Source organism: Bacteroides sp. AF32-8BH, from assembly GCF_003435205.1.
GTDB lineage: Bacteria > Bacteroidota > Bacteroidia > Bacteroidales > Bacteroidaceae > Bacteroides > Bacteroides ovatus.
In genome coordinates this window covers 30,797-57,660 of record NZ_QVLZ01000033.1, presented here as the reverse complement: position 1 = coordinate 57,660, position 26,864 = coordinate 30,797, and the positions used below count along the sequence as shown (strand labels likewise).

General features: G+C 44.6%; 24 protein-coding genes. 18 read left to right on the top strand and 6 right to left on the bottom strand.

From position 1 onward, the window contains the following. Nucleotides 1-212 precede the first annotated feature (212 nt). From DWZ47_RS21060 to DWZ47_RS21030, 7 genes are all read left to right on the top strand, one after another. Complete coding sequence (locus DWZ47_RS21060; protein ID WP_117514560.1) at nt 213-1,211, top strand: GNAT family N-acetyltransferase; 999 nt, start codon at nt 213-215, stop codon at nt 1,209-1,211. A gap of 175 nt (nt 1,212-1,386) precedes the next feature. After that, a complete protein-coding gene (mce, locus tag DWZ47_RS21055) occupies nt 1,387-1,791 on the top strand; it encodes a methylmalonyl-CoA epimerase (RefSeq protein ID WP_004311398.1) in 405 nt (134 codons plus the stop codon). A gap of 28 nt (nt 1,792-1,819) precedes the next feature. Continuing rightward, nucleotides 1,820-3,373, top strand: coding sequence for an acyl-CoA carboxylase subunit beta (locus DWZ47_RS21050; protein ID WP_004327014.1), 1,554 nt, complete (start codon nt 1,820-1,822; stop codon nt 3,371-3,373). A 31-nt stretch (nt 3,374-3,404) separates the two neighbouring features. Continuing rightward, nucleotides 3,405-4,325: an OadG family transporter subunit gene (locus DWZ47_RS21045; RefSeq protein WP_004304405.1), complete on the top strand. Its 921-nt coding sequence runs from the start codon at nt 3,405-3,407 to the stop codon at nt 4,323-4,325. A gap of 24 nt (nt 4,326-4,349) precedes the next feature. Continuing rightward, complete coding sequence (locus DWZ47_RS21040; protein ID WP_004304406.1) at nt 4,350-4,781, top strand: acetyl-CoA carboxylase biotin carboxyl carrier protein; 432 nt, start codon at nt 4,350-4,352, stop codon at nt 4,779-4,781. A 1-nt stretch (nt 4,782) separates the two neighbouring features. Continuing rightward, nucleotides 4,783-5,943, top strand: coding sequence for a sodium ion-translocating decarboxylase subunit beta (locus tag DWZ47_RS21035; RefSeq protein ID WP_074556850.1), 1,161 nt, complete (start codon nt 4,783-4,785; stop codon nt 5,941-5,943). A gap of 294 nt (nt 5,944-6,237) precedes the next feature. Further along, on the top strand, nt 6,238-7,578 hold the full coding sequence (locus DWZ47_RS21030) for a tetratricopeptide repeat protein (RefSeq protein ID WP_117514558.1): 1,341 nt from the start codon (nt 6,238-6,240) through the stop codon (nt 7,576-7,578). 84 nt (nt 7,579-7,662) lie between these two features. Here DWZ47_RS21030 and DWZ47_RS21025 read toward each other — a convergent pair whose 3' ends face one another. Further along, on the bottom strand, nt 7,663-8,667 hold the full coding sequence (locus DWZ47_RS21025) for a class II fructose-bisphosphate aldolase (protein ID WP_004304409.1): 1,005 nt from the start codon (nt 8,665-8,667) through the stop codon (nt 7,663-7,665). Nucleotides 8,668-9,100: 433 nt separating this feature from the next. On the opposite strand from DWZ47_RS21025, the gene DWZ47_RS21020 reads away from it, so the two are divergent. Next, the gene (locus tag DWZ47_RS21020; RefSeq protein ID WP_004300906.1) at nt 9,101-9,355 is read left to right on the top strand and encodes a type B 50S ribosomal protein L31; all 255 of its coding nucleotides are present in this window, start codon (nt 9,101-9,103) and stop codon (nt 9,353-9,355) included. 80 nt (nt 9,356-9,435) lie between these two features. On the opposite strand, the gene DWZ47_RS21015 is transcribed toward DWZ47_RS21020, so the two are convergent. Beyond that, complete coding sequence (locus tag DWZ47_RS21015) at nt 9,436-10,650, bottom strand: ATP-binding protein (protein ID WP_004300908.1); 1,215 nt, start codon at nt 10,648-10,650, stop codon at nt 9,436-9,438. Between the two features lie 193 nt (nt 10,651-10,843). On the opposite strand from DWZ47_RS21015, the gene DWZ47_RS21010 reads away from it, so the two are divergent. The 5 genes from DWZ47_RS21010 to DWZ47_RS20985 all read left to right on the top strand — a co-directional run bounded on the left by DWZ47_RS21010 (nt 10,844) and on the right by DWZ47_RS20985 (nt 16,497). Next, the gene (locus tag DWZ47_RS21010) at nt 10,844-11,251 is read left to right on the top strand and encodes a hypothetical protein (protein ID WP_004304410.1); all 408 of its coding nucleotides are present in this window, start codon (nt 10,844-10,846) and stop codon (nt 11,249-11,251) included. A gap of 733 nt (nt 11,252-11,984) precedes the next feature. After that, on the top strand, nt 11,985-12,416 hold the full coding sequence (locus tag DWZ47_RS21000) for a hypothetical protein (protein ID WP_004311393.1): 432 nt from the start codon (nt 11,985-11,987) through the stop codon (nt 12,414-12,416). A 244-nt stretch (nt 12,417-12,660) separates the two neighbouring features. Next, on the top strand, nt 12,661-13,026 hold the full coding sequence (locus tag DWZ47_RS20995; RefSeq protein WP_004311392.1) for an SH3 beta-barrel fold-containing protein: 366 nt from the start codon (nt 12,661-12,663) through the stop codon (nt 13,024-13,026). A 338-nt stretch (nt 13,027-13,364) separates the two neighbouring features. After that, nucleotides 13,365-14,669 (top strand): Lin1244/Lin1753 domain-containing protein, encoded by a 1,305-nt coding sequence (locus tag DWZ47_RS20990; RefSeq protein WP_117514556.1) that lies wholly within the window; start codon nt 13,365-13,367, stop codon nt 14,667-14,669. Between the two features lie 28 nt (nt 14,670-14,697). Further along, a complete protein-coding gene (locus DWZ47_RS20985) occupies nt 14,698-16,497 on the top strand; it encodes a toprim domain-containing protein (RefSeq protein WP_117514554.1) in 1,800 nt (599 codons plus the stop codon). A gap of 3 nt (nt 16,498-16,500) precedes the next feature. Here DWZ47_RS20985 and DWZ47_RS20980 read toward each other — a convergent pair whose 3' ends face one another. Next, entirely contained in the window at nt 16,501-16,695 is a 195-nt protein-coding gene (locus DWZ47_RS20980) for a DUF4248 domain-containing protein (protein ID WP_004304415.1), read from the bottom strand. Nucleotides 16,696-16,928: 233 nt separating this feature from the next. On the opposite strand from DWZ47_RS20980, the gene DWZ47_RS20975 reads away from it, so the two are divergent. The 5 genes from DWZ47_RS20975 (at nt 16,929) to DWZ47_RS20960 (ending at nt 23,247) form a co-directional block, all read left to right on the top strand. Continuing rightward, nucleotides 16,929-17,438, top strand: a complete 510-nt coding sequence (locus DWZ47_RS20975; protein WP_004311390.1) for an HU family DNA-binding protein — start codon at nt 16,929-16,931, stop codon at nt 17,436-17,438. A gap of 49 nt (nt 17,439-17,487) precedes the next feature. Beyond that, a complete protein-coding gene (locus DWZ47_RS30445; protein WP_149939068.1) occupies nt 17,488-17,583 on the top strand; it encodes a smalltalk protein in 96 nt (31 codons plus the stop codon). Between the two features lie 190 nt (nt 17,584-17,773). Then, entirely contained in the window at nt 17,774-18,829 is a 1,056-nt protein-coding gene (locus tag DWZ47_RS20970; protein ID WP_004300926.1) for an efflux RND transporter periplasmic adaptor subunit, read from the top strand. A 65-nt stretch (nt 18,830-18,894) separates the two neighbouring features. Beyond that, a complete protein-coding gene (locus DWZ47_RS20965) occupies nt 18,895-21,927 on the top strand; it encodes an efflux RND transporter permease subunit (protein ID WP_004314201.1) in 3,033 nt (1,010 codons plus the stop codon). Nucleotides 21,928-21,975: 48 nt separating this feature from the next. After that, nucleotides 21,976-23,247, top strand: a complete 1,272-nt coding sequence (locus DWZ47_RS20960) for a TolC family protein (protein WP_182281603.1) — start codon at nt 21,976-21,978, stop codon at nt 23,245-23,247. A gap of 169 nt (nt 23,248-23,416) precedes the next feature. On the opposite strand, the gene DWZ47_RS20950 is transcribed toward DWZ47_RS20960, so the two are convergent. From DWZ47_RS20950 to DWZ47_RS20940, 3 genes are all read right to left on the bottom strand, one after another. Further along, nucleotides 23,417-23,680, bottom strand: coding sequence for a hypothetical protein (locus tag DWZ47_RS20950; protein ID WP_004304421.1), 264 nt, complete (start codon nt 23,678-23,680; stop codon nt 23,417-23,419). 103 nt (nt 23,681-23,783) lie between these two features. Next, entirely contained in the window at nt 23,784-25,019 is a 1,236-nt protein-coding gene (locus tag DWZ47_RS20945) for a sodium ion-translocating decarboxylase subunit beta (protein WP_004300937.1), read from the bottom strand. After that, complete coding sequence (locus DWZ47_RS20940) at nt 25,019-26,854, bottom strand: biotin/lipoyl-containing protein (RefSeq protein ID WP_004314195.1); 1,836 nt, start codon at nt 26,852-26,854, stop codon at nt 25,019-25,021. Before DWZ47_RS20940 ends, DWZ47_RS20945 begins: the two co-directional genes overlap by 1 nt. Nucleotides 26,855-26,864: the final 10 nt, after the last annotated feature.

Sequence of the window (26,864 nt, the reverse complement as noted above, 5' to 3'; positions counted from 1 at the left end):
TCTCGTTGTTTTGCAAAAACTATTCGATTATAATCTTAATTAAAGACGAAGCTAATTTTAATACGTACTCACTTTTCATACCATATTTCTCCTATAAAATACATTTTCTCCATTAAATACGCAACTATATATTATACTTTACTTCAAGCAGCTCCAACAAATTCTTTATTTTGTTGTTGAATAAAGAATAAAAAGTGTAAATTTGTACCTAGATGCCACTGAAACTAACAACATATTATCATGGGAAGGATATTCCTGAATTGCCGGGAAAAAACACCTTCCATTCCAAAGAGTTATTTCTGATTTATGAAGCAACTCCTGGGTATACTCCTTTATTAATAGTGGCAACAGAAGACGGCAGACCGGTGGCACGCCTGCTTGCTGCCATCCGCAAAGCAAAGAAGTGGCTCCCTTCTTCTTTAGTGAAACATTGTGTAGTATATAGTGAAGGCGAATTTCTGGACGAGTCTCTTTCGACCAACAAAGAAAAGGCAGAAGAAGTCTTCGGCGATATGCTCGAACATCTCACACAAGAAGCATCGCGCAGCTGTGTCCTGATCGAATTCCGGAACCTGAACAATTCGATGTTCGGTTATCGGGTTTTCCGTGCCAACGATTATTTCCCAGTCAACTGGTTGCGGGTACGCAATTCGCTGCACAGTATGGAAAAGACAGAAGACCGGTTCAGTCCGTCGCGTATGCGTCAGATAAAAAAAGGACTCAAGAATGGCGCCAGAGTAGAGGAAGCACATACCGTGGAAGAGATACACGATTTCTCACGGATGCTGCACAAGATTTATTCCTCCCGCATACGCAGATATTTCCCGGCCAACGATTTTTTCCGCCACATGAACAATATGTTAATCAAAGGACAACAGGCAAAAATATTCGTTGTGAAATACAAAGAGAAAATCATTGGCGGTTCTGTCTGTATCTATTCGGGAGACGACGCATACCTTTGGTTTTCGGGAGGAATGAGAAAGACATACGCACTTCAATATCCGGGTGTGCTAGCCGTTTGGAAAGCATTGGAAGACGCACACCAACGGGGATTCCGCCACATGGAATTTATGGATGTAGGACTTCCGTTCCGTAAACACGGTTATCGTGATTTCGTTCTTCGCTTCGGAGGAAAACAAAGCAGTACCCGCCGTTGGTTCCGCGTCAATTGGAGTTGGCTGAATAAACTCTTAGTCAAGTTTTATGTCTAAATGTAATCTCAAGATTACAAAACAATGTTTTATGCTCCTTTCCCACCATTTTTTCTGTTTAATAATCCAATAATTAAATGCAGAAATATTTCTTTATTAGATAAGAAATGTCTTTCTTTGTGCTGTTTTATGCCTTATAAGCACAGATTTAAAACCAAATAAAAAAAGTATAGTTATGAAGATTTCACACATTGAACATCTGGGCATTGCTGTAAAAAGCATCGAAGAAGCCCTTCCTTACTACGAAAATGTATTAGGTCTGAAGTGTTACAACATTGAAACAGTGGAAGATCAGAAAGTAAGAACTGCTTTTTTAAAAGTGGGCGAAACAAAAATTGAACTGTTGGAGCCTACTTGCCCGGAGAGTACTATTGCCAAATTCATTGAAAACAAAGGTGCAGGCGTTCACCACGTCGCATTTGCTGTAGAAGATGGCGTAGCCAATGCGCTGGCAGAGGCAGAAGGCAAAGAAATCCGCCTTATCGACAAAGCTCCCCGCAAAGGTGCTGAAGGTTTGAATATCGCTTTCCTTCACCCGAAATCAACTTTGGGTGTGTTAACAGAACTCTGCGAACATTAATCATAAACTCTAAAACCAACAAGAACTCATGAGTAATCAACTTGAAAAAATTAAAGAGCTTATTGAACGCCGTGCCGTAGCACGTATCGGAGGCGGTGAAAAAGCAATTGCGAAGCAACACGAAAAAGGGAAATACACAGCACGCGAGCGTCTGGCTATGCTGCTTGACGAGGGTAGCTTCGAAGAAATGGACATGTTCGTTGAGCACAGATGCACGAACTTCGGCATGGAGAAAAAACATTACCCGGGAGACGGTGTAGTAACCGGCTGCGGTACGATCGAAGGACGTCTGGTATATGTGTTCGCACAGGACTTCACTGTTTCTGCCGGTTCACTGTCAGAAACGATGTCATTGAAAATTTGTAAAATCATGGATCAAGCCATGAAGATGGGCGCTCCCTGTATCGGTATCAACGACTCGGGTGGTGCACGTATTCAGGAAGGTATCAACGCTTTGGCCGGTTATGCAGAAATCTTCCAACGCAATATCCTTGCTTCGGGTGTTATCCCACAGATTTCCGGAATCTTCGGTCCTTGTGCTGGCGGTGCTGTTTATTCTCCGGCTTTGACCGACTTCACGCTAATGATGGAAGGTACTTCTTATATGTTCCTTACCGGACCAAAAGTTGTGAAGACCGTAACAGGTGAAGACGTTAGCCAGGAAAACCTCGGTGGCGCAAGCGTTCACTCCACTAAATCAGGTGTGACTCATTTCACCGCTAAAACAGAAGAAGAAGGTTTCGAACTGATTCGTAAACTGTTGAGTTATATTCCTCAAAACAACCTTGAAGAAGCTCCTTATGTAGATTGTACAGACCCAATCGACCGTTTGGAAGATTCTTTGAATGATATTATCCCCGACAGCCCTACTAAACCGTATGATATGTACGAAGTTATCGGCGCTATTGTGGACAACGGTGAGTTCCTTGAAATCCAGAAAGATTATGCAAAGAATATCATCATTGGTTTCGCCCGTTTCAACGGACAATCGGTAGGTATTGTTGCCAATCAGCCTAAGTATCTGGCTGGTGTGCTCGACAGCAACGCATCTCGCAAGGGTGCACGTTTCGTTCGTTTTTGCGATGCATTCAACATTCCTATCGTATCGTTAGTAGACGTACCGGGATTCCTTCCGGGAACAGGTCAGGAATACAACGGCGTTATCCTTCATGGTGCTAAGCTATTGTATGCTTACGGTGAAGCTACTGTACCTAAGGTTACGATTACATTGCGTAAATCCTACGGTGGTTCTCACATCGTAATGAGCTGTAAGCAACTTCGCGGTGACATGAACTACGCATGGCCGACTGCTGAAATCGCAGTAATGGGTGGAGCAGGAGCAGTAGAAGTATTGTACGCACGCGAAGCCAAAGATCAGGAAAATCCCGCTCAATTCCTTGCTGAAAAAGAAGCAGAATACACGAAACTGTTTGCCAATCCTTACAATGCAGCCAAATACGGCTACATCGACGATGTGATTGAACCACGCAACACACGTTTCCGCGTAATCCGTGCTTTGCAGCAGTTGCAGACTAAGAAATTGAGTAATCCGGCTAAGAAGCATGGTAATATTCCGTTGTAATCCTACTTTTCACATTAAAACAAGAACGATTATGAACAAAACCAAAATCGGAATATTCCTTTCTTTGCTGTTGCTGATTGGGCTGACTTCTTGTGGAGAGCAAAAGTCGAACAACAAGCTGGTACTGAACGAAATCCTGATAGACAATCAGAATAATTTTCAAGATGACTACGGATTGCACAGCGCATGGATTGAAATATTCAATAAATCATTCGGTAGCGCCGACCTGGCAGCTTGCTTGTTGAAAGTAAGCAGCCAACCGGGCGATACAGTTACTTACTTTATCCCGAAAGGTGATATACTTACATTAGTGAAGCCACGTCAACATGCACTATTCTGGGCAGATGGCGAACCTAACCGCGGTACTTTCCACACCAGCTTCAAGCTGAATCCGGAAACGGCCAACTGGATCGGTCTGTTTGACTCCGGTAGAAAGCTGCTCGACCAGATTGTAGTGCCCGCAGGTGTTCTTGGTCCCAACCAGTCATACGCTCGTGTCAGCGACGGAGCAGCGGAGTGGGAGGTAAAAGGTGGAAGTGGTGACAAATACGTGACCCCGAGTACGAACAACAAAACTCTTGACAGCAATGCCAAGATGGAAAAATTCGAAGAGCATGATGCTGACGGTGTCGGCATGTCTATCTCTGCCATGAGTGTAGTATTCTGCGGATTGATTCTTCTCTTTATTGCCTTCAAGATTGTAGGAAAAGTAGCTGTAAATTTGAGCAAGCGCAATGCTATGAAATCTAAAGGCATTGACAAGCATGAAGCTAAGGAACTGTCACAGGCTCCGGGCGAAGTTTACGCTGCGATTTCTATGGCATTGCACGAAATGCAGGATGAAGTGCACGACGTAGAAGAAACGGTACTGACCATCACTCGCGTAAAACGCAGTTACTCACCATGGAGTTCGAAGATTTACACTTTGCGTGAAACTCCTCCCAGAAAGTAAGTCACCTTTTAAAAAGTTAAAACGATGAAAGAATATAAATATAAAATCAACGGTAACTCATATAAAGTAACCATCGGAGATATTGAAGATAATATCGCTCATGTAGAAGTGAACGGTACACACTATAAAGTGGAAATGGAGAAACAGCCGAAGCCTGCTGCCAAACCTGTAACAGTACGTCCTATGCCTAATGCTCCTACTGCTCCTACTCAGGTAGTGAAACCGACTGCTCCGTCTACCGGAAAATCAGGAGTGAAATCTCCGCTGCCGGGTGTGATCCTCGACATCAAAGTGAATGTAGGCGATACTGTAAAGAAAGGACAGACCATTATCATATTGGAAGCCATGAAGATGGAAAACAATATCAATGCGGATAAGGACGGTAAGATTACTGCCATCAACGTCAACAAGGGAGACTCTGTTCTTGAAGGTAATGACCTCGTAATTATTGAATAATATGGGAGATTTTATAAACTTTTTAGGAAATAACCTCGCCGACTTCTGGACATACACGGGCTTTGCAAATGCTACTGTAGGGCATGTCGTTATGATTCTTGTGGGTTTGGGGTTCATCTATTTGGCGGTAGCCAAAGAGTTCGAACCGATGCTGCTGATTCCTATCGGCTTCGGTATGCTGATCGGTAATATACCTTTTAATATGGATGCCGGACTGAAAGTCGGTATTTATGAAGAAGGTTCCGTATTGAATATATTGTATCAGGGAGTAACTTCCGGCTGGTATCCGCCGCTCATCTTTTTGGGCATCGGCGCCATGACGGACTTCTCGGCACTTATCTCTAATCCGAAATTGATGTTGATCGGTGCTGCTGCACAATTCGGTATCTTCGGTGCTTACATGATCGCATTGGAAATGGGCTTCGACCCGATGCAAGCCGGCGCTATCGGTATCATTGGTGGAGCAGACGGCCCGACGGCCATCTTCCTTTCCTCCAAGCTAGCACCTAACCTGATGGGAGCCATTGCGGTGTCCGCCTACTCCTATATGGCGTTGGTTCCGGTGATACAGCCGCCTATCATGCGTCTGCTCACCACCAAGCACGAACGTGTCATCCGCATGAAACCGCCGCGTGCCGTTTCTCACACGGAGAAGGTTATTTTCCCGATTATCGGCTTGTTGCTGACCTGCTTCCTGGTTCCTTCCGGTCTACCTTTGTTGGGTATGCTGTTCTTCGGTAACCTGTTGAAAGAAAGTGGTGTAACCCGTCGTCTTGCCAATACAGCTAGCGGTCCGTTGATTGATACTATCACTATCCTGTTGGGTCTGACAGTAGGTGCTTCTACGCAAGCTTCCGAATTCCTGACGCTCGATTCTATCAAGATTTTCGCCCTCGGTGCATTGTCATTCATCATTGCAACTGCATCCGGTGTAATCTTCGTTAAGATATTCAATATCTTCTTGAAGAAGGGCAACAAGATCAATCCATTGATCGGTAATGCAGGGGTTTCTGCTGTCCCCGACTCTGCACGTATCTCACAAGTGATTGGTTTGGAATACGATTCGACCAACTATTTGTTGATGCACGCTATGGGTCCGAACGTTGCCGGAGTGATCGGTTCAGCTGTTGCTGCCGGTATCCTGCTCGGATTCTTGATGTAAGATATAAGGAGGCTGTTTGAACAGTTCTTAAAATAAAAAATAAGACTATCCTAAAAGCCTTGAATTTATAAAAATCACCTTTGCTACATTATAGTAGTAAAGGTGATTTTTCATTATAAGGACTTGCTGTAAAAAAGACTGTAGCTACCATGCCCCATGTATTGTATTGCGCACTGTTGTGTTACCTTCTCTTATCATTCCGTTAATCTATCCAAAATAATCTACGAATAATTCGTAAATATAATATTTTTAGTAACTTGCAGCAGATAAGTCAAACAACTAAAATAAAATATTATGAAACGGATTATCATTCTGTTCTTTCTTTGTTGTACCATTCCTCTAATAGCGCAACACACAGACCCTATTCAAGAAGCTATGGCAAACTACGATTATGAGACGGCCCTTTCTCTTATAGCTCAAAAAAAGACTACCCCTCCCCTGCTATTACAGAAAGGCAAAGCGTTGCGTGGACTAGGACTCACTACAGAGGCACTTGCTACCTATCAAGAAATTATCTGTAATGATACTACAAATACTCGTGCTTTCATTGAAGCGGCCGAATGTTGCCGAGCACTAGCTAAATACAATCAAGCACTAAAATATTATGAACATGCACTCGATCTGAATCCGGAAAACAAATATGTACGTATTCAATATATCAGTTTGCTTCTCTCCCAACAGAAGTTTAGCGAGGCGCTTGGTGAAAGTAGTCTGATGACAGAAAAAGACAGTTCTGCCATTGTCCTGCATCTACAAGCTCAAAGCTTTGAAGGAATGGGCGAACTTCTTCCCGCTGCAGGTTGCTATTACAATATCCAGGCTAAATATCCCGACGATTATCTGGCTGCCAGCAAACTAGGCGCTCTAAATATATCCGGTTCCTATTTCGACGAAGCCATCGAAGCTACAGAAAAATACCGGCAAATTGACAGTACCAACATTTCCGTCAACCGGCAGAACGCTTTAGCGTACTGCTTGAAACAAGACTACCCCACTGCCATCCGGCGTTATGAATATCTTGTCAGTCAAGGGGACAGTTCTTTTCATACTTGTTATTATTTAGGCATTAGTTACTATGCAGCAGAGAAGTATTATGAGGCTCATGATTTTTTGGAAGTCGCCCGGAAATATGATCCCAACAATATCAATCTCCTTTATTACCTTGGCCGTGCCTGTTCCAAAACTTCCTGGAAAAAAGAGGGCGTAGACTATTTGGAAAAAGCCATTGATCTATCCATTCCCAAAGACAGCAGTATGACCCGGCTCTATATCGGGATGACCGACTGTTACAAGATGGCACAAATGTACAAAGAACAGATTGCATCCATCAAAAAACGCTATCAACAGTATGACAAACAAAACCACAAACTATTGTATGACATGGCCTATATATACTTCTATGACTTGAAAGATAAGAAAAATGCGGAACGCTATTTGGAAGCATTCCTAAAAACACGTCCTAAAGACACTAAAGAAGAAGCGGAAATGAACGAGAGAAGCGAACTTGTTTTAGGAAAATCCAATTATTATAATGCCGCCGCCAACTGGCTGAAAGATATTCAAAGTAAACAAAAAATAGAAGACTTCTTTCAAAATTCCTCTCCACAACTTCCTCTCCCAAAGAAAGATAAATAGATAAGAACTATAAAGCAACTAAAAGGCTGCTACCGGTTTATCGGTAGCAGCCTTTCTTTTATTTATGGAATAATCCGGAGATTATTACTGTGCCAATTTGTTGTCAGAACCGAGCACATTCAGAATTTTGTGCTTGTACAGTTTTTCCATATTGTCACGAGCCGGACCAAGATACTTACGTGGGTCGAATTCAGCCGGTTTTTCAGCGAATACCTTACGTACAGCAGCAGTCATAGCCAGACGAGAGTCAGAGTCGATGTTGATTTTGCAAACAGCAGACTTAGCAGCTTTACGCAATTCTTCTTCCGGAATGCCGATAGCAGCTTTCAGTGCACCACCATATTTGTTGATAGTTTCCACTTCTTCTTCCGGAACTGAAGATGATCCGTGAAGAACGATAGGGAATCCCGGAAGTTTTTCCATTACAGCGTCCAATACTTCGAAAGCCAATGGAGGAGGAACCATACGGCCAGTCTTCGGGTCGATGTGGCATTGTTCCGGAGTAAACTTGTAAGCACCGTGAGAAGTACCGATTGAGATAGCCAAAGAGTCGCAACCAGTGCGAGTAGCGAAGTCGATTACTTCTTCAGGGTCAGTATATGTGTGATGGTCGGAAGAAACTTCATCTTCTACACCAGCCAATACGCCAAGTTCACCTTCTACAGTTACGTCGAACTGGTGAGCGTATTCAACAACTTTCTTAGTCAATGCTACGTTTTCTTCGTAAGGAAGGTGAGAACCATCGATCATCACTGAAGAGAAACCAGAATCGATACAAGATTTGCAAGTTTCGAATGTATCTCCGTGGTCAAGGTGAAGAACGATTTCCGGATGTGCGCAGCCTAATTCTTTAGCATATTCTACAGCACCCTGTGCCATGTAACGCAACAAAGTAGCGTTAGCATACTGACGAGCACCTTTAGAAACCTGAAGAATCACAGGAGATTTAGTTTCAACAGCAGCCTTGATGATAGCCTGCATTTGTTCCATATTGTTGAAGTTGAATGCTGGGATAGCATATCCACCTTTGATAGCCTTAGCAAACATTTCTCTTGTGTTTACCAATCCTAAATCTTTGTAATTTACCATTTTGTTTAAAGTTTATTGTTAGTGAATAAAAATTCTACGCAAAAGTAAGCATTATCCATCGAATAACGAACATCGGAAAGAAAAATATAGTAGAAAAAGGTTTAAATCAGACAGCAAAATTTAGCAGGAATACGAGTGTGACATTAGATTGTAATGTCCACCTTGCAAACTTTGGGATTTATGATTTCTGAATTCTGATTGATGCCTTCGGATTTATATCTCCTTATTTATACCTTATTTATACCTCATTTTTCATTCATTTAATCATCAAAATCTGCATAGCAAATCAGAAATCATAAATTAGAAATCAGAAATTTTAGAAAACCTTTTTCTATTTCACAGAAAAGCATTATCTTTGCGCTCTGAAAATGACCATTACACTATTTCTTACCAAAATAGTAACAGAATATAAATTAAAAAAACAGATACTGAAATGAAAAAAGGCCTTCATCCAGAATCATACCGTCCGGTAGTATTTAAAGATATGTCAAATGGTGACATGTTTTTGTCTAGATCAACTGTAGCAACTAAAGAAACCATCGAATTCGAAGGTGAAACTTATCCGTTGCTGAAGATTGAAATCTCAAACACTTCTCACCCGTTCTATACAGGTAAATCTACATTGGTAGATACTGCAGGTCGTGTTGACAAGTTCATGAGCCGTTACGGTGACCGTAAGAAGAAATAATTCGATCTTTCGTGAAAGATGAAAAAAGAGGAGATTCTCGCAGAGAATTTCCTCTTTTTCGTTTTCTATATTCCTTAACGTCAAGCATCATCCAACAAGAAATCGGCTATATGACGATGCCTGACACCCTCCACATTATCCTGCCACAAGCTGTCCATGCTAACTACATATTTAGGATAATGGTCGTTAATGGCGAGCAAAGGAGCAAACTCCCTCTCAACAGTGGCCTGTGAAGCTAACTGATACGTTACTTGCACATAAATCTTTTCTTCCCGACGGATGGCTACAAAATCCACTTCTTTATCATCCTGTTTGCCTACATACACTTCATAACCCCTTCTTTTCAACTCCAAACAGACCAGATTCTCCAACATACCTGCAATCAATCGGTCACGATAGCCCATCACGGAATAAATCAAAGAAAGGTCACTTACAAAATACTTCTCATTCGTCTGCAGAATTTCCTTTCCTTTAATATCATATCGGGGAATACGTTGAATGATAAAAGCACTTTCCAATGCATTCAGATAATTATAGATGGTATTCATATCCACCTTCCGTTGCTGACTTTTGAAGTAATCAGCTATATTTTTAGCGTTCAGCTTATTGCCTATATTATCAAAAACAAACTTCACTACCCGTTCGAGCAATTCCACATTCCGGATATTGTGACGCTGCACCGTGTCACGAAGAATGACAGAAGAATAGATGTCGTAGACAATTTTATAGATAGCCTCATATCCATAATCGGCAGTATGTATGGCCGGGAATCCTCCCATACGGAGATATTTCTGAAATTCCTCCTTCCGGTTGAGTGTCGGATCATTGGCCTGCAAGTCATGGAAAGTCAGATATTCTCTAAAAGACAAGGTCATGACATGGAAAGCGACATACCGTCCCGTTAAATAAGTTGCCAGTTCGGACGATAACATACGTGAGTTGGAGCCGGTCACATAAATATCCGTATCCAAATCTACCAGAAGTGAGTTGACCACTTTTTCCCAACCGTCCACTTCCTGAATTTCATCCAAGAGAATATAATATTTACCCGCATCTCCCGCCTGTCCCCGAATATAAGCATACAAAGCCTTCGCCTCTTTCAGATCTATCCACTGAAAACTTTCAAAATTCAGATAGATGATACGTTCTTCACGAACTCCTCTCCTCAACAGTTCGTCACGAATCAGACGCAGCACTACCGACTTTCCACTGCGACGAATACCCGTTATCACTTTTACAAACGGCTTGTCTATAAAAGGAACAATTTGTTCCATATACTGTTCACGATTAATCATATTCAAAAGTTTTTAGGGTTATAAGCACAAAGATATACTATTTTCGGAAAGTTTTTAGGGTTATAACCCTAAATAATTCCATAAATTCAGATTCTTTTAGGGTTATAAGCCGAAAAATAAATAAAAGAAATATGACTAAATCCGATTTATTACCAAATAAAGAAAGTACCTTTACCCGACTAATTAATAAAAAATGGAAATAACCGATTTAAAACAAATGACGAAGGAAGAAGTTTTTAATTTCATCAGACAACGCCTTTCTTTCAGTAAAGAACTGCAAGAACAATTCAGGCATGTGAATAAAGACGATCTCGCAAAAGAACATCGCAGATTCGAAATGTCCGGAAATGAATCAAAGACAGGCCAATGCACGATTTTCAACACAGCGATTCTGAACGAGTTTGCCGATCTTGGCATCTATGATTATACTTCTTACCTTTTTCTCGACTTCCACAATGGCACTCCAACCGTTTATCTCAAATACTTCTCCGAAAATGAAAATTTGGAATATACATTTACCGGATATACCACAACGGAAATCATCTTTGCAATTCTTGAACTGACTATCTTCTCCGGAAAGCCCAAAAGAAATCGCAGCTAAAAAAAGAATTGCACGGAAAGACAATACGAGGTCAAAAGACTTTTATGGCTTTCATTTAGGCACGGATTACACGGGTTTCACGGTTCCATTAGACTAAAACCGCGAAATCCGTGTAATCCGTACCTAAATAATATCAATCTAATAGATGGTTTTACTTTTGGCTCCCTCCTTTTTATCATCACATTATATTTGCCACCCGTATAGCATATTTACCATCTTTATACCATACTCTCTATTCTCATACCATATTTCCTGCATTTATTTCCTCTTTTCCATCCTATTCCGAAAAAAACATATATCTTTGTCACACGCTTTCTGCCCATCAGCGTGATGAAACAGGCAAAAGCGTTTTTTTATTCCTTAATGGAGTAAATAACGTATTGTCTCTCAAACTTAAAAATTAGCAGTTTTTTCACACCGAGAGATGATACAACAGATACTCCACGTAGATAGTCGTATATCAACATATCGATTAGAGATTTGTTATATATAAACGTTTGGCGTGGGTGTCTGTTGTTTATCATTATCTGGTGAAGGGTGTTGCTAAGCCTTAAGTTTAGATAATGGTACAACAGCACTCACGCTTTTATTGTATCCGGTCGGTTTCAACAATCCTTATACCCCAACCAATTCCCCAGCCGACCGAAATCATAAAAATCGTGGGTGTTCGTTGCACCTCTCCGGACAATACGTTATTTACTCCTTTTTTATAACACATTAAAACAAAAGCGATATGCCAAAATGGATTAGTGTAGAAAAAGCAGTGATTAAGTATCACATCGAAAAAGAAGCGATCCTGCTTTGGGTGGAAATGGGACAATTCCCTATGTTATACATAGACAATGTTCCGAATGTTGACGAAGAATGTATTCTGGAACTCTTTCGCCGAAGTAAAGCCGGCATTACAGCAGAATATATTGATACGCTGGAACAACTGTGCATAGACAAAACAATGGTCTGCGAGAAATACGCCCACATTATTCAATTGAAAGAAAAGGAAATTCAGCTGCAGAAGGAAATAAAGACGTTGATAAACGAAATACAGGCAGCAATGAAGAGACAAAATGAACGGATCCGGGATTTGAAAAAAGCGATTGGAGAGAATAACAACGTTATACGTAGTGACAGTTGGATAAAAAGGCTGCGCAAAAGGTTTCAATGGTGAAAGAGGGCCGTCCTTTGCCCTTTGCAGCCTATTCCCATTCCCTCCACAGCTTTCTTTAAACTCCTCCATAAGCTCTTTAAAGCCTATATTCAAACAATGAAAAATACAAAATATTTTATTCCATTTATTTAACTAATCATCCATTATATAAGTAATTTTATCCTTTGTAAAGTCAAGTAAATTCACTACATTTATACCACTAACAAGAACTGAAATGTGAGCATTTCAGCACAAAGAAATCTGTATGAAAAAAACGATGAAGAATGACAGTTGCCTGACGGTTTCCCGTCGGGCAGCTATTATCCGCCAAGATGCGGAAGAGAATTACGGCACACTGTTGACACTGGGAGAATCTATGCGCCGTGCATACCAAGTAGAAGAACTGATAGACCGGATGAGATGGGACAACGCCGATTTCTGCCTGCAACGAACAGACGGAACCTGCCTTTCCATTACAGGGACACTGACAGAATATGAACACTATTTCGGCCGCCCCTACTACGAAAACCCCTCCAACAGGTTTCTCCCATACTATGACGTGCATTGTAGAAAATGGCTTACGTGTCGAGTGGCAGGGATTGTATTCGGCTCTTCTGTGAAAAAAAATTAATTTCACAGATTAAATAAGGAAAGTTGTAGGACATATACGAAATAAAGTAGTTACTTTGCAACCGCAAGTAAGAGAAAAAATCATGTCAATGCTGCTTCCTTGTTTTTTGACAGAAGCAGTTATCTGTTTTTCCAGCATTGCTTTTTCAGAACTTCGGAATTAAATCTCCCCTGCTCCGAAAATTCCCTATATTACAAATTACATACACGAAGAGAATACTCCGATTCCATCATGAAGAATGAGTACGATATTTGCTGCTTTCCAAAGAAGTGGCCGGATTCTTCGTATCTGCATTTTCAGAAAAATAGAATTTAAAACAGAAACTAATATATTTTATTATGACAACATCTAATTCAGCAAATACCAAACAATCGAACAACGCATCACAAAAGAGAAAACCGATTCATAACGGTTACTTCAATCATCCCACTTCTTCTTCCAGCAATATACCCATGAGTATTTTGATACGGGAACAAGGACTGGAAATATACGGACTATACTGGGTGATGCTCGAAGAAGCTCATGCACAGCTTAAATGCTGCGTCAATATCCAGACAATGGGAATCATCGCCAATATATTCCATGCCCAACCCGAACATCTTGAGCTCCTCTACCACCATTATTTCCGGCGTCCCGGCAAAGGATACAACTCGCATATACTCTATGCCGACTTTTGCGAAGAATCTGCTATCAGAAGTTATTTTCCGCACCCCCTACTGGCATACACCGACAACGAACTGCTGCGGATGATTATGCAAGACGGACTGAAAGCCTACGGACTATATTGGCTTGTGATGGAAAAGCTCTATCAACAGCCACAACATTTTCTGGCACCGCAAACTGCTTCCTTCATCCAGAACCTTTATGATGTGAGCGACGAACTGATGGAAAGCGTATTATACAATTACGGACTCTTTTATCTGGATGAGAAAATGAACCTCCATTCTAAAGCAATAGACGACTATAGGGAAGCACTTGACAACATGGAAGATGAAAAAAAGCGCAACACGAAACCGCACGTCAATAACTCTCTGAAAGCCAACGGAAATGAAGAGGATTTTAACACTCGGGAAATGAAAAAAACGTCAAATATACAGAAAAATCCATCCCCCATTATAAATAAAGAAATAAACAAAAAAAATTCTTCTTCTGAAGAAAGCGGAAAAGAGAAAGAAGAAGAAAATGGTTTGAAGGTGACGGACTTGAACGCTGTAACACCCGATATGCGCCCCAACGCATGGGAAGAAAATCTACAGGAGGCAATGAACGACACGTCCTGGTATGAAGTCGTAGCCATTCAGTCGGGCATCCCCCGGCTGATGATGGAAGAAAAAGAATGGTTCTTCAACTATTTACGGGAGCAAATCATCTTACGGGGGAATGAAAGCTCGATGAACAGCCTGCACGAAATAAAAAACTATTTCGCCAATCTCACCCGGCAGGGAAGCCATGTGTCATCCACAACGCAGGTGGCACTGAAGAAGTTTCTCAAAAACCGGCAAGAGCAACAGCAATGTTCGCCCTACGAAACCATCACCAACGGAATACGTACCTACGACGGGCATCCCATCCCCGCTTATGCCAAGCCGCGACCTTCGGCGGCACATATCTGGAATCCGGTGACGAACGAATGGACACGATAGCATATTATCTCTCAATCATTTACTAAATATGGATAGATTCAAAGAACTGGGTATTGATACCCACGGTCGCACAAGCGGCAAAATGAAAACAAAATGTCCCTGGTGTCATGCCCAACGGACGGATAAGCGTGATAAATCACTAAGTGTCAACCTCGATACCAAACTGTATTTGTGCCACTACTGCGGCGCACACGGTTCGGCAGCCATATATGCTGGAAAAGGCAGAAAGCTGGGTGATCCGTTGGTCAAATTTCCAACGGCAACAGGTAGCAACTCCAGTTGTCCGCCCACTGAAAAGCCGCACGGCGACCCAGAGCAAGGGGCACTCACACAGAAGCAAATTGAATGGTGTCGTGACGTCCGCCACATTCCGCCGGAAGTATTGGTGGAAGCTGGCGTGGCTTTCGCCTCCATCTCGATGCCTATATCCGGAAAGGAGAAAGGTTGGGAAAAGAGGGACTGTCTCTGCTTCAACTTTTTCGAAAACGGGGAATTGGTGAACACAAAGTTCCGCGACTCACAAAAGCACTTCAAATTGCTGCAAGGAGCGCGCACCATCCCTTACAACATCGACGCCATCCGCGACACGCCGGAGTGCATCCTCGTGGAAGGGGAATTTGATGCCCTCTCCTACATGGCTGTCGGCCGGACGGATGTCATTTCCGTACCGAACGGTGCCAACAGTCAACTGGACTGGCTGGACGAATTGTCGGAATCTCATTTCGAGCAGAAACAAGTGATTTATCTGTCGGTGGACACCGACCGCAAGGGACGGGAACTGTGCCGGGAACTCTCCCGACGGCTGGGGGTAGACCGCTGCCGTATCGTCACCTACGGCGAAGCATACAAGGACGCCAACGAACTGCTCGTGGCGGAAGGCCCGGACGCACTACTGAAGGCACTGGAGGACGCTCCCATCCCCCGCCTGGAAGGTACGTTTACGGCAGAAGACTTACGGGAGGGATTGCACCAACTGTTTGAAGAGGGGTATACCTCGGGCGTGGAATTGGGAATACCGAATCTGGACGAAATCATGAGGCTGGAAACGGGGCGGGTGCTCACCGTCACCGGTATTCCCGGACATGGAAAATCGGACTTTGTGGATGAGATAGTGCTCCGGCTCTGCACCCGCCAAGATTGGCGAGCGGGATATTTCAGTCCGGAGAACACGCCAATCGAGTATCATCATGCCAAACTGGCGGAAAAACTGCTGGGACACCGTTTCCGCAAAGATTTCTCCACGGAGGAGGAATTCGCCCGCGTAGTGGATTATCTTTCGCAACGCGTCTGGCACATTCTTCCGGACGGGGATTTCACACTGGGCAACGTCTTGTCGAAGGCACGCGAACTGGTACACCGTCACGGCATCCGTGTGTTTGTTATCGACCCGTACAATTACATCAACCATCAGATCCCGGCAGGCATGACGGAGACGGGGTATATCGGTTCATTCATGAATAGTCTGGCACGTTTTGCCCGGCTCAACTCCTGCCTCGTCATTCTGGTGGCGCATCCGAGAAAGATGAACAAGCAATACGGCACGCAGAAAACGGAAGTTCCCACCATGTATGACATCAACGGCTCGGCCAACTTTTTCAACATGACGGACTACGGAATAGTGGTAGACCGTCAGGATGAAATGGGGATCGTGTATATACATGTCGAGAAAACCCGTTTCCGTAATTTCGGAACAAAGGGAAACGCAGCGTTCTGCTACGATGTGACCAACGGAAGATATTCCCCTTGTACGCCGCCACCCGAACCGGGTATGCAGATGCAACCGTGGAAGGGAGCCAAAGACTTATTCTCGTCAGAGGGATGGATTTAGGGATTAAGGCTCTCCCAAATACTTCTCAATCAGCTCCACCTGCAACGGTGTGAGCCAATGTATCCAAAACGCCCAGCCGGTAGCTTCGAGAGCCTCCAGCAACTCCCGGTTTCGGCGGATGCATTTATTTAAATGTCTTCTTGCCACATCGGCACTTGCATACGGCATATAGAGTAATGCCAATTCCGTTTTCTTCATAGATTTTCTTCTTTTAATTTATTATTTACGTCATGTAAAGATACTGTTTTTTGCGTAGAAATGCAAGCAAACACACAGATATTCAAGCGTTTGCCTTCACTTACCGGCAGATACCGTTTCATGTTTCCTCCCCTGCCGGTTGGGGTATCTTTGCTACTGTAAAAGAGACAGAAAACGTTCGTTTACTGACTCAATAAAATCTTATTTATTCACTTAAAAAGGAGGAAATCAGTATGTTGATTTACAAAGCGGTTCAGTCCAATATCGCATCGAAGGACAAAAAGAAGAAATGGCATCCCTGCCTGATTAAAATGGGAAACGTAGTGGATACGCAAATGATTGGCGAAACGATTGCCGAACGGTCATCACTGACGGCCGGTGACGTGCACAACGTGATCCGAAACCTGATGGCAGTGATGCGCGAGCAGTTGCTCAACAGCCGGACAGTGAAGCTCGAAGGATTGGGCACATTTACCCTGGTGTGCCAGTCACGCTGCAAGGGGGTGGATGAGGAAGCCGATGTTAGTCCGGCACAAATCACGGGATTGCGTTGCCAGTTTACCCCGGAATATACGCGGGATGCCGGTGGAAATATCACCCGTGCGCTGATTCAGGGAGCGACATATATCCACGTCAACCAGTTGACGAAAGCACTGGGAGCGGGAGGCGGTGGAAACGCCGGAGGTTCGGGTGATGACAAACCAAGCGGCGGTGGTCAGGAAGCGCCCGATCCGGCAGCGTGATAGAATAGGTAATAGAGGATAATGTGGTATGGAAAGGAGGTGTTGAATTATGAAGAAATCCATTTGGAATACGATTTTAAAAGTCGTCATTGCGGTTGCTACTGCTATTGCAGGCGTCATTGGAGGTCAGAACCTGATGATGTAAAATGAAACAAAAGAGTTGGACGGGAATTTTACCTTAGAAACGGTAAAGTTCCCGTTTTTTTTGTGTTCCATATAAAGGTTAAGAGGCAGGATATGAAAAGACAGGAATATTGAACATAAATAAACAGGAGTTGTTTTAGTATATTATTCGCTATTTATCAACGCAAAACCTCTAAACATCAACGTGGTATATGAAAAAGGAATTTGGATTCGTCCTAGCGGCTGCAATCTTGCTGGCTGGCTGCGGACAGAAAAAAGAAACGACAACGACAACTGCACGTCCTGTAAAGACTACGATTGTCGAGTCAAGATCGATTATCAGAAAAGATTTCTCGGGAATCGTGGAAGCGGTGGAATATGTGAAGCTGGCTTTCCGGGTCAACGGACAAATCATCCAGCTTCCTGTCATCGAAGGACAGAAAGTGAAAAAAGGACAGCTCATCGCGGCTATCGACCCCAGAGACATCGCGTTGCAATATGCCGCCACGAAATCGGCATACGAAACGGCTTCGGCACAAGTGGAACGTAACAAACGGCTCCTCTCCCGGCAAGCGATCTCCGTACAGGAATATGAAATCAGCCTCGCCAACTTCCAGAAGGCGAAGTCTGAATACGAACTGTCTGCCAACAATATGCGCGACACCAAGCTGACAGCTCCTTTCGACGGTTCTATCGAAAAACGACTGGTGGAAAACTATCAGCGTGTCAACTCCGGTGAGGGTATCGTGCAGCTTGTCAATACACACAATCTGCGTATCAAATTCACCATTCCGGATGCGTATCTTTATTTGTTGCGCGCCAAAGACCCGCGTTTCCTTGTAGAGTTCGACACATTTAAAGGACACGTGTTTCAAGCGAAACTGGAAGAATATCTTGATATTTCTACGGATGGCACAGGAATTCCGGTCAGCATCACAATTGACGATCCGTCATTCGACCGCGATCTGTATGCTGTGAAACCCGGTTTCACGTGCAGCATCCGTTTCACGGCAGATGTAGGCCCGTTGGTGCAGGATAGCTGGACGATTGTACCGCTTAGTGCCGTATTCGGCGAAAGCGAAGGGAATAAAATGTATGTCTGGGTGGTAGAAGACAACAAAGTCCACAAACGGGAAGTAACCGTCAACGCCCCGACCGGAGAAGCACAGGCGCTCATCTCGGAAGGTTTGAAACCCGGTGAAAAAATCGTCATAGCAGGCGTATACCAACTAGTAGAAGGAGAATCTATCACAACTGTTGACAGGTGATAGTTGATAAATGATTATGTATCATTTATCCGCTGTCATTCATCAATTATCAACGATCATTTATTATGAGTTTAGCCAAATATTCATTAGATAATACGAAAATCATCTATTTCTTTCTTGCTGTATTGCTGATTGGGGGAATCACTTCCTTCGGCAAGCTAGGTAAGAAAGAGGATGCTCCTTTCGTCATAAAGTCGGCGGTTATTATGACCCGCTATCCGGGTGCCGAACCGGCAGAAGTGGAGCGGTTGATTACCGAGCCTATCTCTCGTGAGATTCAAAGTATGAGCGGTGTGTACAAGATAAAATCGGAATCGATGTACGGGCTCTCAAAAATCACATTCGAGTTGCAACCTTCCTTGTCGGCAAGCTCCATTCCGCAGAAGTGGGATGAGTTGCGACGGAAGGTGCTAAATATACAGCCACAGTTGCCGAGCGGTGCTTCCGCACCGACGGTTTCCGATGATTTCGGTGACGTGTTCGGTATCTATTACGGTCTGACGGCGGACGACGGTTACACATACGAAGAGATGCGCAACTGGGCGGAACGGATCAAGACGCAGGTAGTGACGGCGGACGGGGTGATGAAAGTCGCCCTGTTCGGGACGCAGACGGAGGTGGTCAATATTTTTATTTCCACCAATAAGCTCGTAGGTATGGGCATCGACCCGAAACAGCTTGCCAGTCTGTTGCAATCGCAGAACCAGATTATCAATACCGGAGAAATCCGTGCCGGCGAGCAACAGCTACGGGTGACTGCCAACGGTATGTATACCACCGTAGACGATATCCGCAACCAGGTGATTACCACCAAAGCCGGACAGGTGAAACTGGGCGATATCGCCGTCATCGAAAAAGGGTATATGGACCCTCCATCCAACATCATGCACGTGAACGGCAAACGTGCCATCGGCATCGGCGTCTCCACCGACCCGCAACGGGACGTGGTGCAGACGGGCAAGAACGTGAAAGCCAAACTGGACGAATTGTTGCCACTGATGCCTGTGGGACTGGAACTGCAAAGCCTGTATCTGGAGAACGAAATTGCCAACGAAGCCAACAACGGATTTATCATCAACCTGATCGAATCGATTCTGATTGTTATTGTGATTATCATGTTGGTGATGGGTTTGCGCGCAGGTGTGCTGATCGGCTCGTCACTGATTTTCTCTATTGGCGGCACATTGCTTATCATGTCTTTCTTCGGTGTCGGGCTGAACCGTACTTCATTGGCGGGATTTATCATCGCCATGGGGATGCTGGTGGATAACGCCATCGTGGTAACGGACAACGCACAGATTGCCATCGCCCGCGGAGTAGACCGGAGGAAAGCGCTGATAGACGGCGCAACCGGTCCGCAATGGGGATTGCTTGGGGCTACGTTCATCGCTATCTGTTCGTTCCTCCCGCTCTACCTTGCTCCTTCTGCCGTGGCGGAAATCGTGAAACCGCTTTTTGTGGTGCTTGCCATCTCACTGGGATTGAGCTGGGTGCTTGCGCTGACGCAGACCACTGTTTTCGGTAATTTCATCCTGAAAGCAAAAGCAAAGGACGGCACGAAAGACCCGTATGACAAACCGTTCTATCACAAATTCGCCTCCATCCTCCGCACGCTGATTCGTAGGAAAACATTGACACTGGGTTCGATGGTAGTACTCTTTGTTGCTTCGCTGGTTATCATGGGAATGATGCCGCAAAACTTCTTCCCTTCTCTCGATAAGCCTTATTTCCGGGCGGACGTGTTTTATCCCGACGGGTATAGCATCAATGACGTAGTGAAAGAGATGAAATCCGTGGAAGAGCATCTGGCAAAGCAGCCGGAAGTGAAGAAAGTATCGATCACCTTCGGCAGCACGCCGTTAAGGTATTACCTGGCTTCTACTTCGGTGGGTCCGAAACCGAATTTTGCCAATGTATTGGTTGAATTGACGGACAGTAAATATACGAAAGAGTATGAAGAAGATTTCGATGCGTACATGAAGGCGAATTATCCGAATGCGATTACCCGCACCAGTCTGTTCAAATTGTCGCCTGCGGTGGATGCCGCTATCGAAATCGGATTTATCGGTCCGAATGTGGACACGCTTGTGGCGCTCACCAACCAGGCTTTGGAGATTATGCACCGGAATCCGGATTTAATCAATGTGCGCAATTCGTGGGGAAATAAAGTTCCTGTATGGAAGCCTGTATATAGTCCCGAACGGGCGCAACCGTTAGGGGTATCACGTCAGGGAATGGCACAAAGTATCCAGATCGGAACCACAGGTATGACGCTTGGAGAGTACCGGCAGGGCGATCAGGTGCTTCCTATCTTATTGAAGGATAACACGGTGGATTCGTTCCGCATCAATGACCTGCGCACGTTGCCCGTGTTCGGCACGGGGAATGAAACGACCAGTCTGGAACAGGTGGTATCGGAATTTGATTTCCAATATCGTTTCTCGAATGTGAAGGATTACAACCGGCAAATGGTGATGATGGCGCAATGCGATCCGCGTCGCGGAGTGAATGCGATTGCTGCTTTCAATGAGGTTTGGCCGCTGGTGCAGAAAGAGATTAAAGTGCCGGAGGGGTATACGATGAAGTATTTCGGGGAACAGGAAAGTCAGGTGGAGTCTAACGAGGCGTTGGCCAAGAATTTACCGTTGACGTTCTTCCTGATGTTCGTCACGCTGTTGTTCTTGTTCAGGACGTATCGTAAGCCGACAGTGATCTTGTTGATGTTACCGCTTATTTTTATCGGTATCGTTTTGGGATTGGTGTTGCTAGGCAAGTCGTTCGACTTCTTCTCCATCCTTGGTTTGCTCGGACTGATTGGGATGAATATCAAAAATGCGATTGTACTGGTGGAACAGATTGATCTGGAGGCAAAGACGGGCAAAAAACCGTTGGATGCTGTTGTCAGTGCTACAACGAGTCGTATTGTCCCCGTAGCAATGGCGTCCGGCACTACCATTCTGGGTATGTTGCCATTGTTGTTCGACGCGATGTTCGGCGGTATGGCGGCTACGATTATGGGAGGTTTGTTGGTGGCTTCGGCACTGACATTGTTTGTTCTTCCGGTAGCTTATTGTGCCATTCAGAGAATCAAAGGCTAATTGCCTTCTCTTATATGAAACTTGAATTTATTGTATAGATTGAATAAAATGAAAACTCAACTTATAACTCTGTCTCTGCTGTTCCTCGGTCTCACTGCCGGGGCACAGCAGCCCTATCTTAGCCGGGAAGCTTACCGGGATAAAGTGGAAGCTTACAGTCAAATTCTGAAGCAACAGAAACTAAAGACGATGGCAAGTACGGAAGCACGGAAGATTGCTCACACGGGATTCTTGCCAAAAATTGATGTCAATGCGGACGGGACACTCAACATGAGCGACCTTAATGCCTGGAACGAACCGGTAGGCGAATACCGCAACCACACCTATCAAGGTGTATTTATCGTCTCGCAACCGTTGTACACGGGCGGGGCACTCAACGCCCAGCACAAGATTGCCAAAGCGGATGAAAAGCTGAATCAACTAAATGAGGAGCTTACCATCGACCAGATTCATTATCAGAGCGATGCGGTTTACTGGAATGCTTCCGCTTCACAGGCTATGTTGCAGGCGGCGGATAAGTATCAAAGTATTGTGAAGCAACAGTATGACATCATTCAGGATCGTTTCAACGACGGGATGATTAGTCGCACGGACTTATTAATGATTTCCACCCGGTTGAAAGAAGCGGAATTGCAATATATCAAGGCGCGTCAGAATTATACCCTGGCGCTGCAAAAGCTGAATATCCTGATGGGAGAAGAGCCGAACAATCCCGTAGACAGTCTGTACACGATTGACACGGCTTCCGCTCCGGTGCAGATCCTTTCTCTGGAGAATGTACTGCAACGTCGCGCGGATTACGAAAGTACGGAAGTAAACATCATGAAAAGTCAAGCGCAACGCAAAGCGGCTCTTAGCCAGTTCAATCCACAATTGAATATGTATTTCAGCGGTGGATGGGCTACAGCTACACCTAACCTCGGTTATGACGTTTCTTTCAATCCCATCGTCGGCATTAACCTGAATATACCGATCTTCCGTTGGGGAGCCCGGTTTAAAACAAACCGTCAGCAGAAAGCGTATATCGGCATACAGAAACTGCAACAAAGTTATGTGACGGATAATATCAACGAGGAACTTTCTGCCGCCCTAACCAAACTGACGGAAACGGAATATCAAGTGAAAACCGCCAAAGAGACTATGAGTCTGGCTAATGAAAATCTTGATTTGGTTTCTTTCTCGTATAATGAGGGAAAGGCAAACATGGTGGATGTACTCTCCGCACAATTGTCATGGACGCAGGCGCACACCAATCTGATTAATGCGTATCTGTCGGAAAAGATGGCGGTAGCGGAATACAGAAAGGTAATCAGTGAATAAATTTAGAAACAAAAGAAACTTGTTCACAAAGTCTTAGTCTTATAAAAGAAATCGTCCTGTTATCACGTAACCGTGAAACAGGACGATTTCTTTTTATATCATAAGGATTACAAAATACCGTTTTGACAAATGCTTCATTTCCCTTAAAAATTCGAGGGTAACGCTTATTCTATATTTCATTAAGGGCATCATCTAATGACTTAAACTCCAACTTACCCTCCAGATTCAGTTTCAGTTCCTTACACGCCTGATCTAAGCTTGCCAGAATCTCCGCCTTTGTCTGGTAGGGAGCTGCTTCCTCTGCGACAACATTCGTTTGCTCTTCTTCACAACTCAACATCGATTTCACTCTCCGCAGAATAGCGACATCATCCACATCCAGAATCCGCCGAATCAGTTCGTTCTTTTCGGCTTCCAATGACATTGCACTCATACGCTTGCTATTTTTACTGTTATACATTCACACAAAGATAACGCTATCAAACGAATCTTCCAAGTGTGAATGTATAAAAAGTCTTTTTCAGGCAGGAATTACCTTACGCAAGGAAAGAGATCAACACACCCGCAGCTACGGCAGAACCGATTACTCCGGAGATGTTGCTTGCCATGCAATACTGCAATACGTGATTCTTCGGATCGTATTTCAAAGCAATCTCATTGGCTACACGGCTCGCCATCGGAACGGCACTCAAACCAGTGGCGCCGATAAGCGGATTGATTTTCTTCTTTGAGAAGAGATTTACCAGTTTCACAAAGAAAATACCACCGGTTATAGAAAGTGCAAATGCAAGGAATCCACCGATCACAATACCGATTGTTGTCCAGTTGAGGAATGCTTCGGCTGTCATCGTTGCTCCTACGGACAGTCCGAGGAAGATGGTGGCAGCATTCATGATACTATTGGAAGCGGCATCGAACAAGCGGAATGTGTTGGTTCCGATTTCTTTCACCAGGTTACCAAACATCAACATACCCACCAAAGGCACTGCACTTGGCACGAAGAGGGCAACAATAGTAGTTACCACGATCGGAAAGATAATCTTCAATACACGCAGGTTCTTGATTTCAGTCTTCGAAGGGTACTTCTTTTCCTGTTCTTTCATGTTGATGCTCAACTCTTTCTTCGTACAGAACAGTTTCACTACCAGCGGAATAATCACCGGAACGAGCGCCATATACGAATAAGCGGCAATGGCAATCGGGCCCAGCAAATGCGGCGCCAGTTTGATGGTGGTAAAGATGGCTGTCGGACCATCCGCACCACCGATAATGCCCAGAGAAGCGGCTTCCTGTGGAGTGAATCCCATCAGGATGGCTACCAGCAACACGGTAAAGATACCCAACTGTGCAGCTGCACCGAATATAGAAAGATGCAGGTTACGCAACATCGGCCCGAAGTCCGTCAGCGCACCGACACCCATAAAGATGATCGGAGGCAGAAAACCTGTTTTAATCAACATATAGTAGATGAAGTTCATGATTCCCAGTTCGTGGGCAATGTCATGCAAAGGCATTTCCCAGATGTTCTTCAACACTCCGTTTACCATCACCATACCATTTTCGTCGGCCTGAATCACGCCCATATCTCCTCCGGGGAAGTTGGCTAGCAACACACCGAAAGCTATGGGGACAAGCAGCAACGGCTCGTACTGTTTCTTAATGCCCAAATAGAGCAGAACGAACGCGATGGCATACATTATCAGGAACTGCGGTTCGGCAATGATATTGCTGAACGCAGTCATGTCATATAAGTTCTCAAATATTTCGTTCATTATCCTATCTTCATTAATACGTCATCTTCTGAAACAGCATCTCCCGGGTTGACACAGATAGCAGTCACTGTACCGCCAAACTCTGCACGGATGGCATTGTAGGTCTTCATCGCTTCTACATAGCAGATTACATCACCTTCTTTCACAGTGTCACCTACTTGCAAAGGAGTTTCCTGCGCACCTTTCACTAAGAAGAACTTGCCTTCCAACGGAGAAAGTACTTCTTTACCCTCTCCTGCCGGAGCAGCGGCAGCACCCGCAGGAGCAGCAGGTAGTTCGGTATCACCGTATGCTACCGTCACACGATAGGCCTGTCCGTCCACTTGTACGGTCAGTGTCTTCGGTTTGGCATCTTCTTCCGGAGATTTATCTTTTTCGGCACGACGTTTGGCCACGTCTTCCAGGAAGTCTTCTTTTGCTTTGCCACTCTTGTAAGCCTCATATTGAGCCGGGTGCATAGCATATTCGAAGAGTTCTTCGTCGTCCTGTCCTACTTCCCATTTGTTCTCTTTCATCAGTTTGCGATATTTGTCGAGGGCATCGGGATAGTTATTCTGCGGATCACCTTCAAAGAACTTACGGCCTTCACGTTCTGCCTTTTCAATGATTTCGGGAGCAAGTTTGCCCGGCAGACGTCCGGCTTTACCCAGAATCATATCCCAGATATCATCGGCAATCATTCCCCAACGTTCTTTTCCTTTTTCCATGGCCATCACGTTCATCATGGCGAGGTTCTTCACGTATTGGCTGAACGGAGTCACCAATGGAGGATAACCGACACGAGGCCATACGTAAGCTACTTCATCAAAGAGCTTGATGAGAAGCTGGTCTTGCGTCATAAACGGCAGATTGTGTTTTGCCTTATATTTATTGATAGATTCCAAATTGGATTCGAGGTCGGCCATCAAACTACCCATCATACCGCCAGGAAGTCCGGGAGCAATCAGCAAGGAGTTCATCAGACGGTTTTTCGGGCTGATATACAAGCCGAGGAAGTCGTCCATAAATTCCTGAATCATGCCGCGCACTTTCATGTAGGCTTCCATATTGATTTCGGGCACTTGATATCCGGCGTCTTTCAGCATTGCCTGCACACTAAGCAAGTCAGCGTGACCTGTTCCCCAGGATAGCGGTTCCATGCCTACGTCGATGTAGTCACAACCGGCTTCGCATACTTCGAGGATGCTTGCCATATTGAATCCGGGACCTGCATGACTGTGATACTGAACGGGGATTTCGGGATGTGCCGCCTTGATATTTGCTACGATCTTACCTAACGATACGGGACGACCGATACCTGCCATGTCTTTGATACAGATTTCGTCTGCTCCCAGTTTGATGAGTTCCAGCGCCATATTGGTGTAGTACTCTACGGTATGGATAGGCGAATGAGTGATGCAAAGCGAACATTGCGAAATCATGCCTGCTTCCTTTGCGTATGTGATGGAAGGAGCAATGTTACGCACGTCGTTCAATCCGCAGAACGTACGGGTAATGTCTGTTCCTTGTGCTTTCTTTACTTTGTAGAATAATTTGCGGACGTCTGCCGGAACGGGGCTCATACGGAGTCCGTTCAGTGCGCGGTCGAGCATGTGGGTTTGAATACCGGCTTCGTGGAACGGTTTTGTCCATTCGCGTACCGCTTTATTCGGGTTTTCACCAAACAATAAATTTACCTGTTCAAAACCTCCGCCGTTTGTTTCTACGCGGGCAAAACAGCCCATTTCAATAATGGCAGGAGCTACCTTTACGAGTTGGTCTACACGAGGTACGTATTTTCCGGCAGATTGCCACATATCTCGGAAAACCAAACTAAACTTTACTTCTCTTTTCATGTCTTTCAGT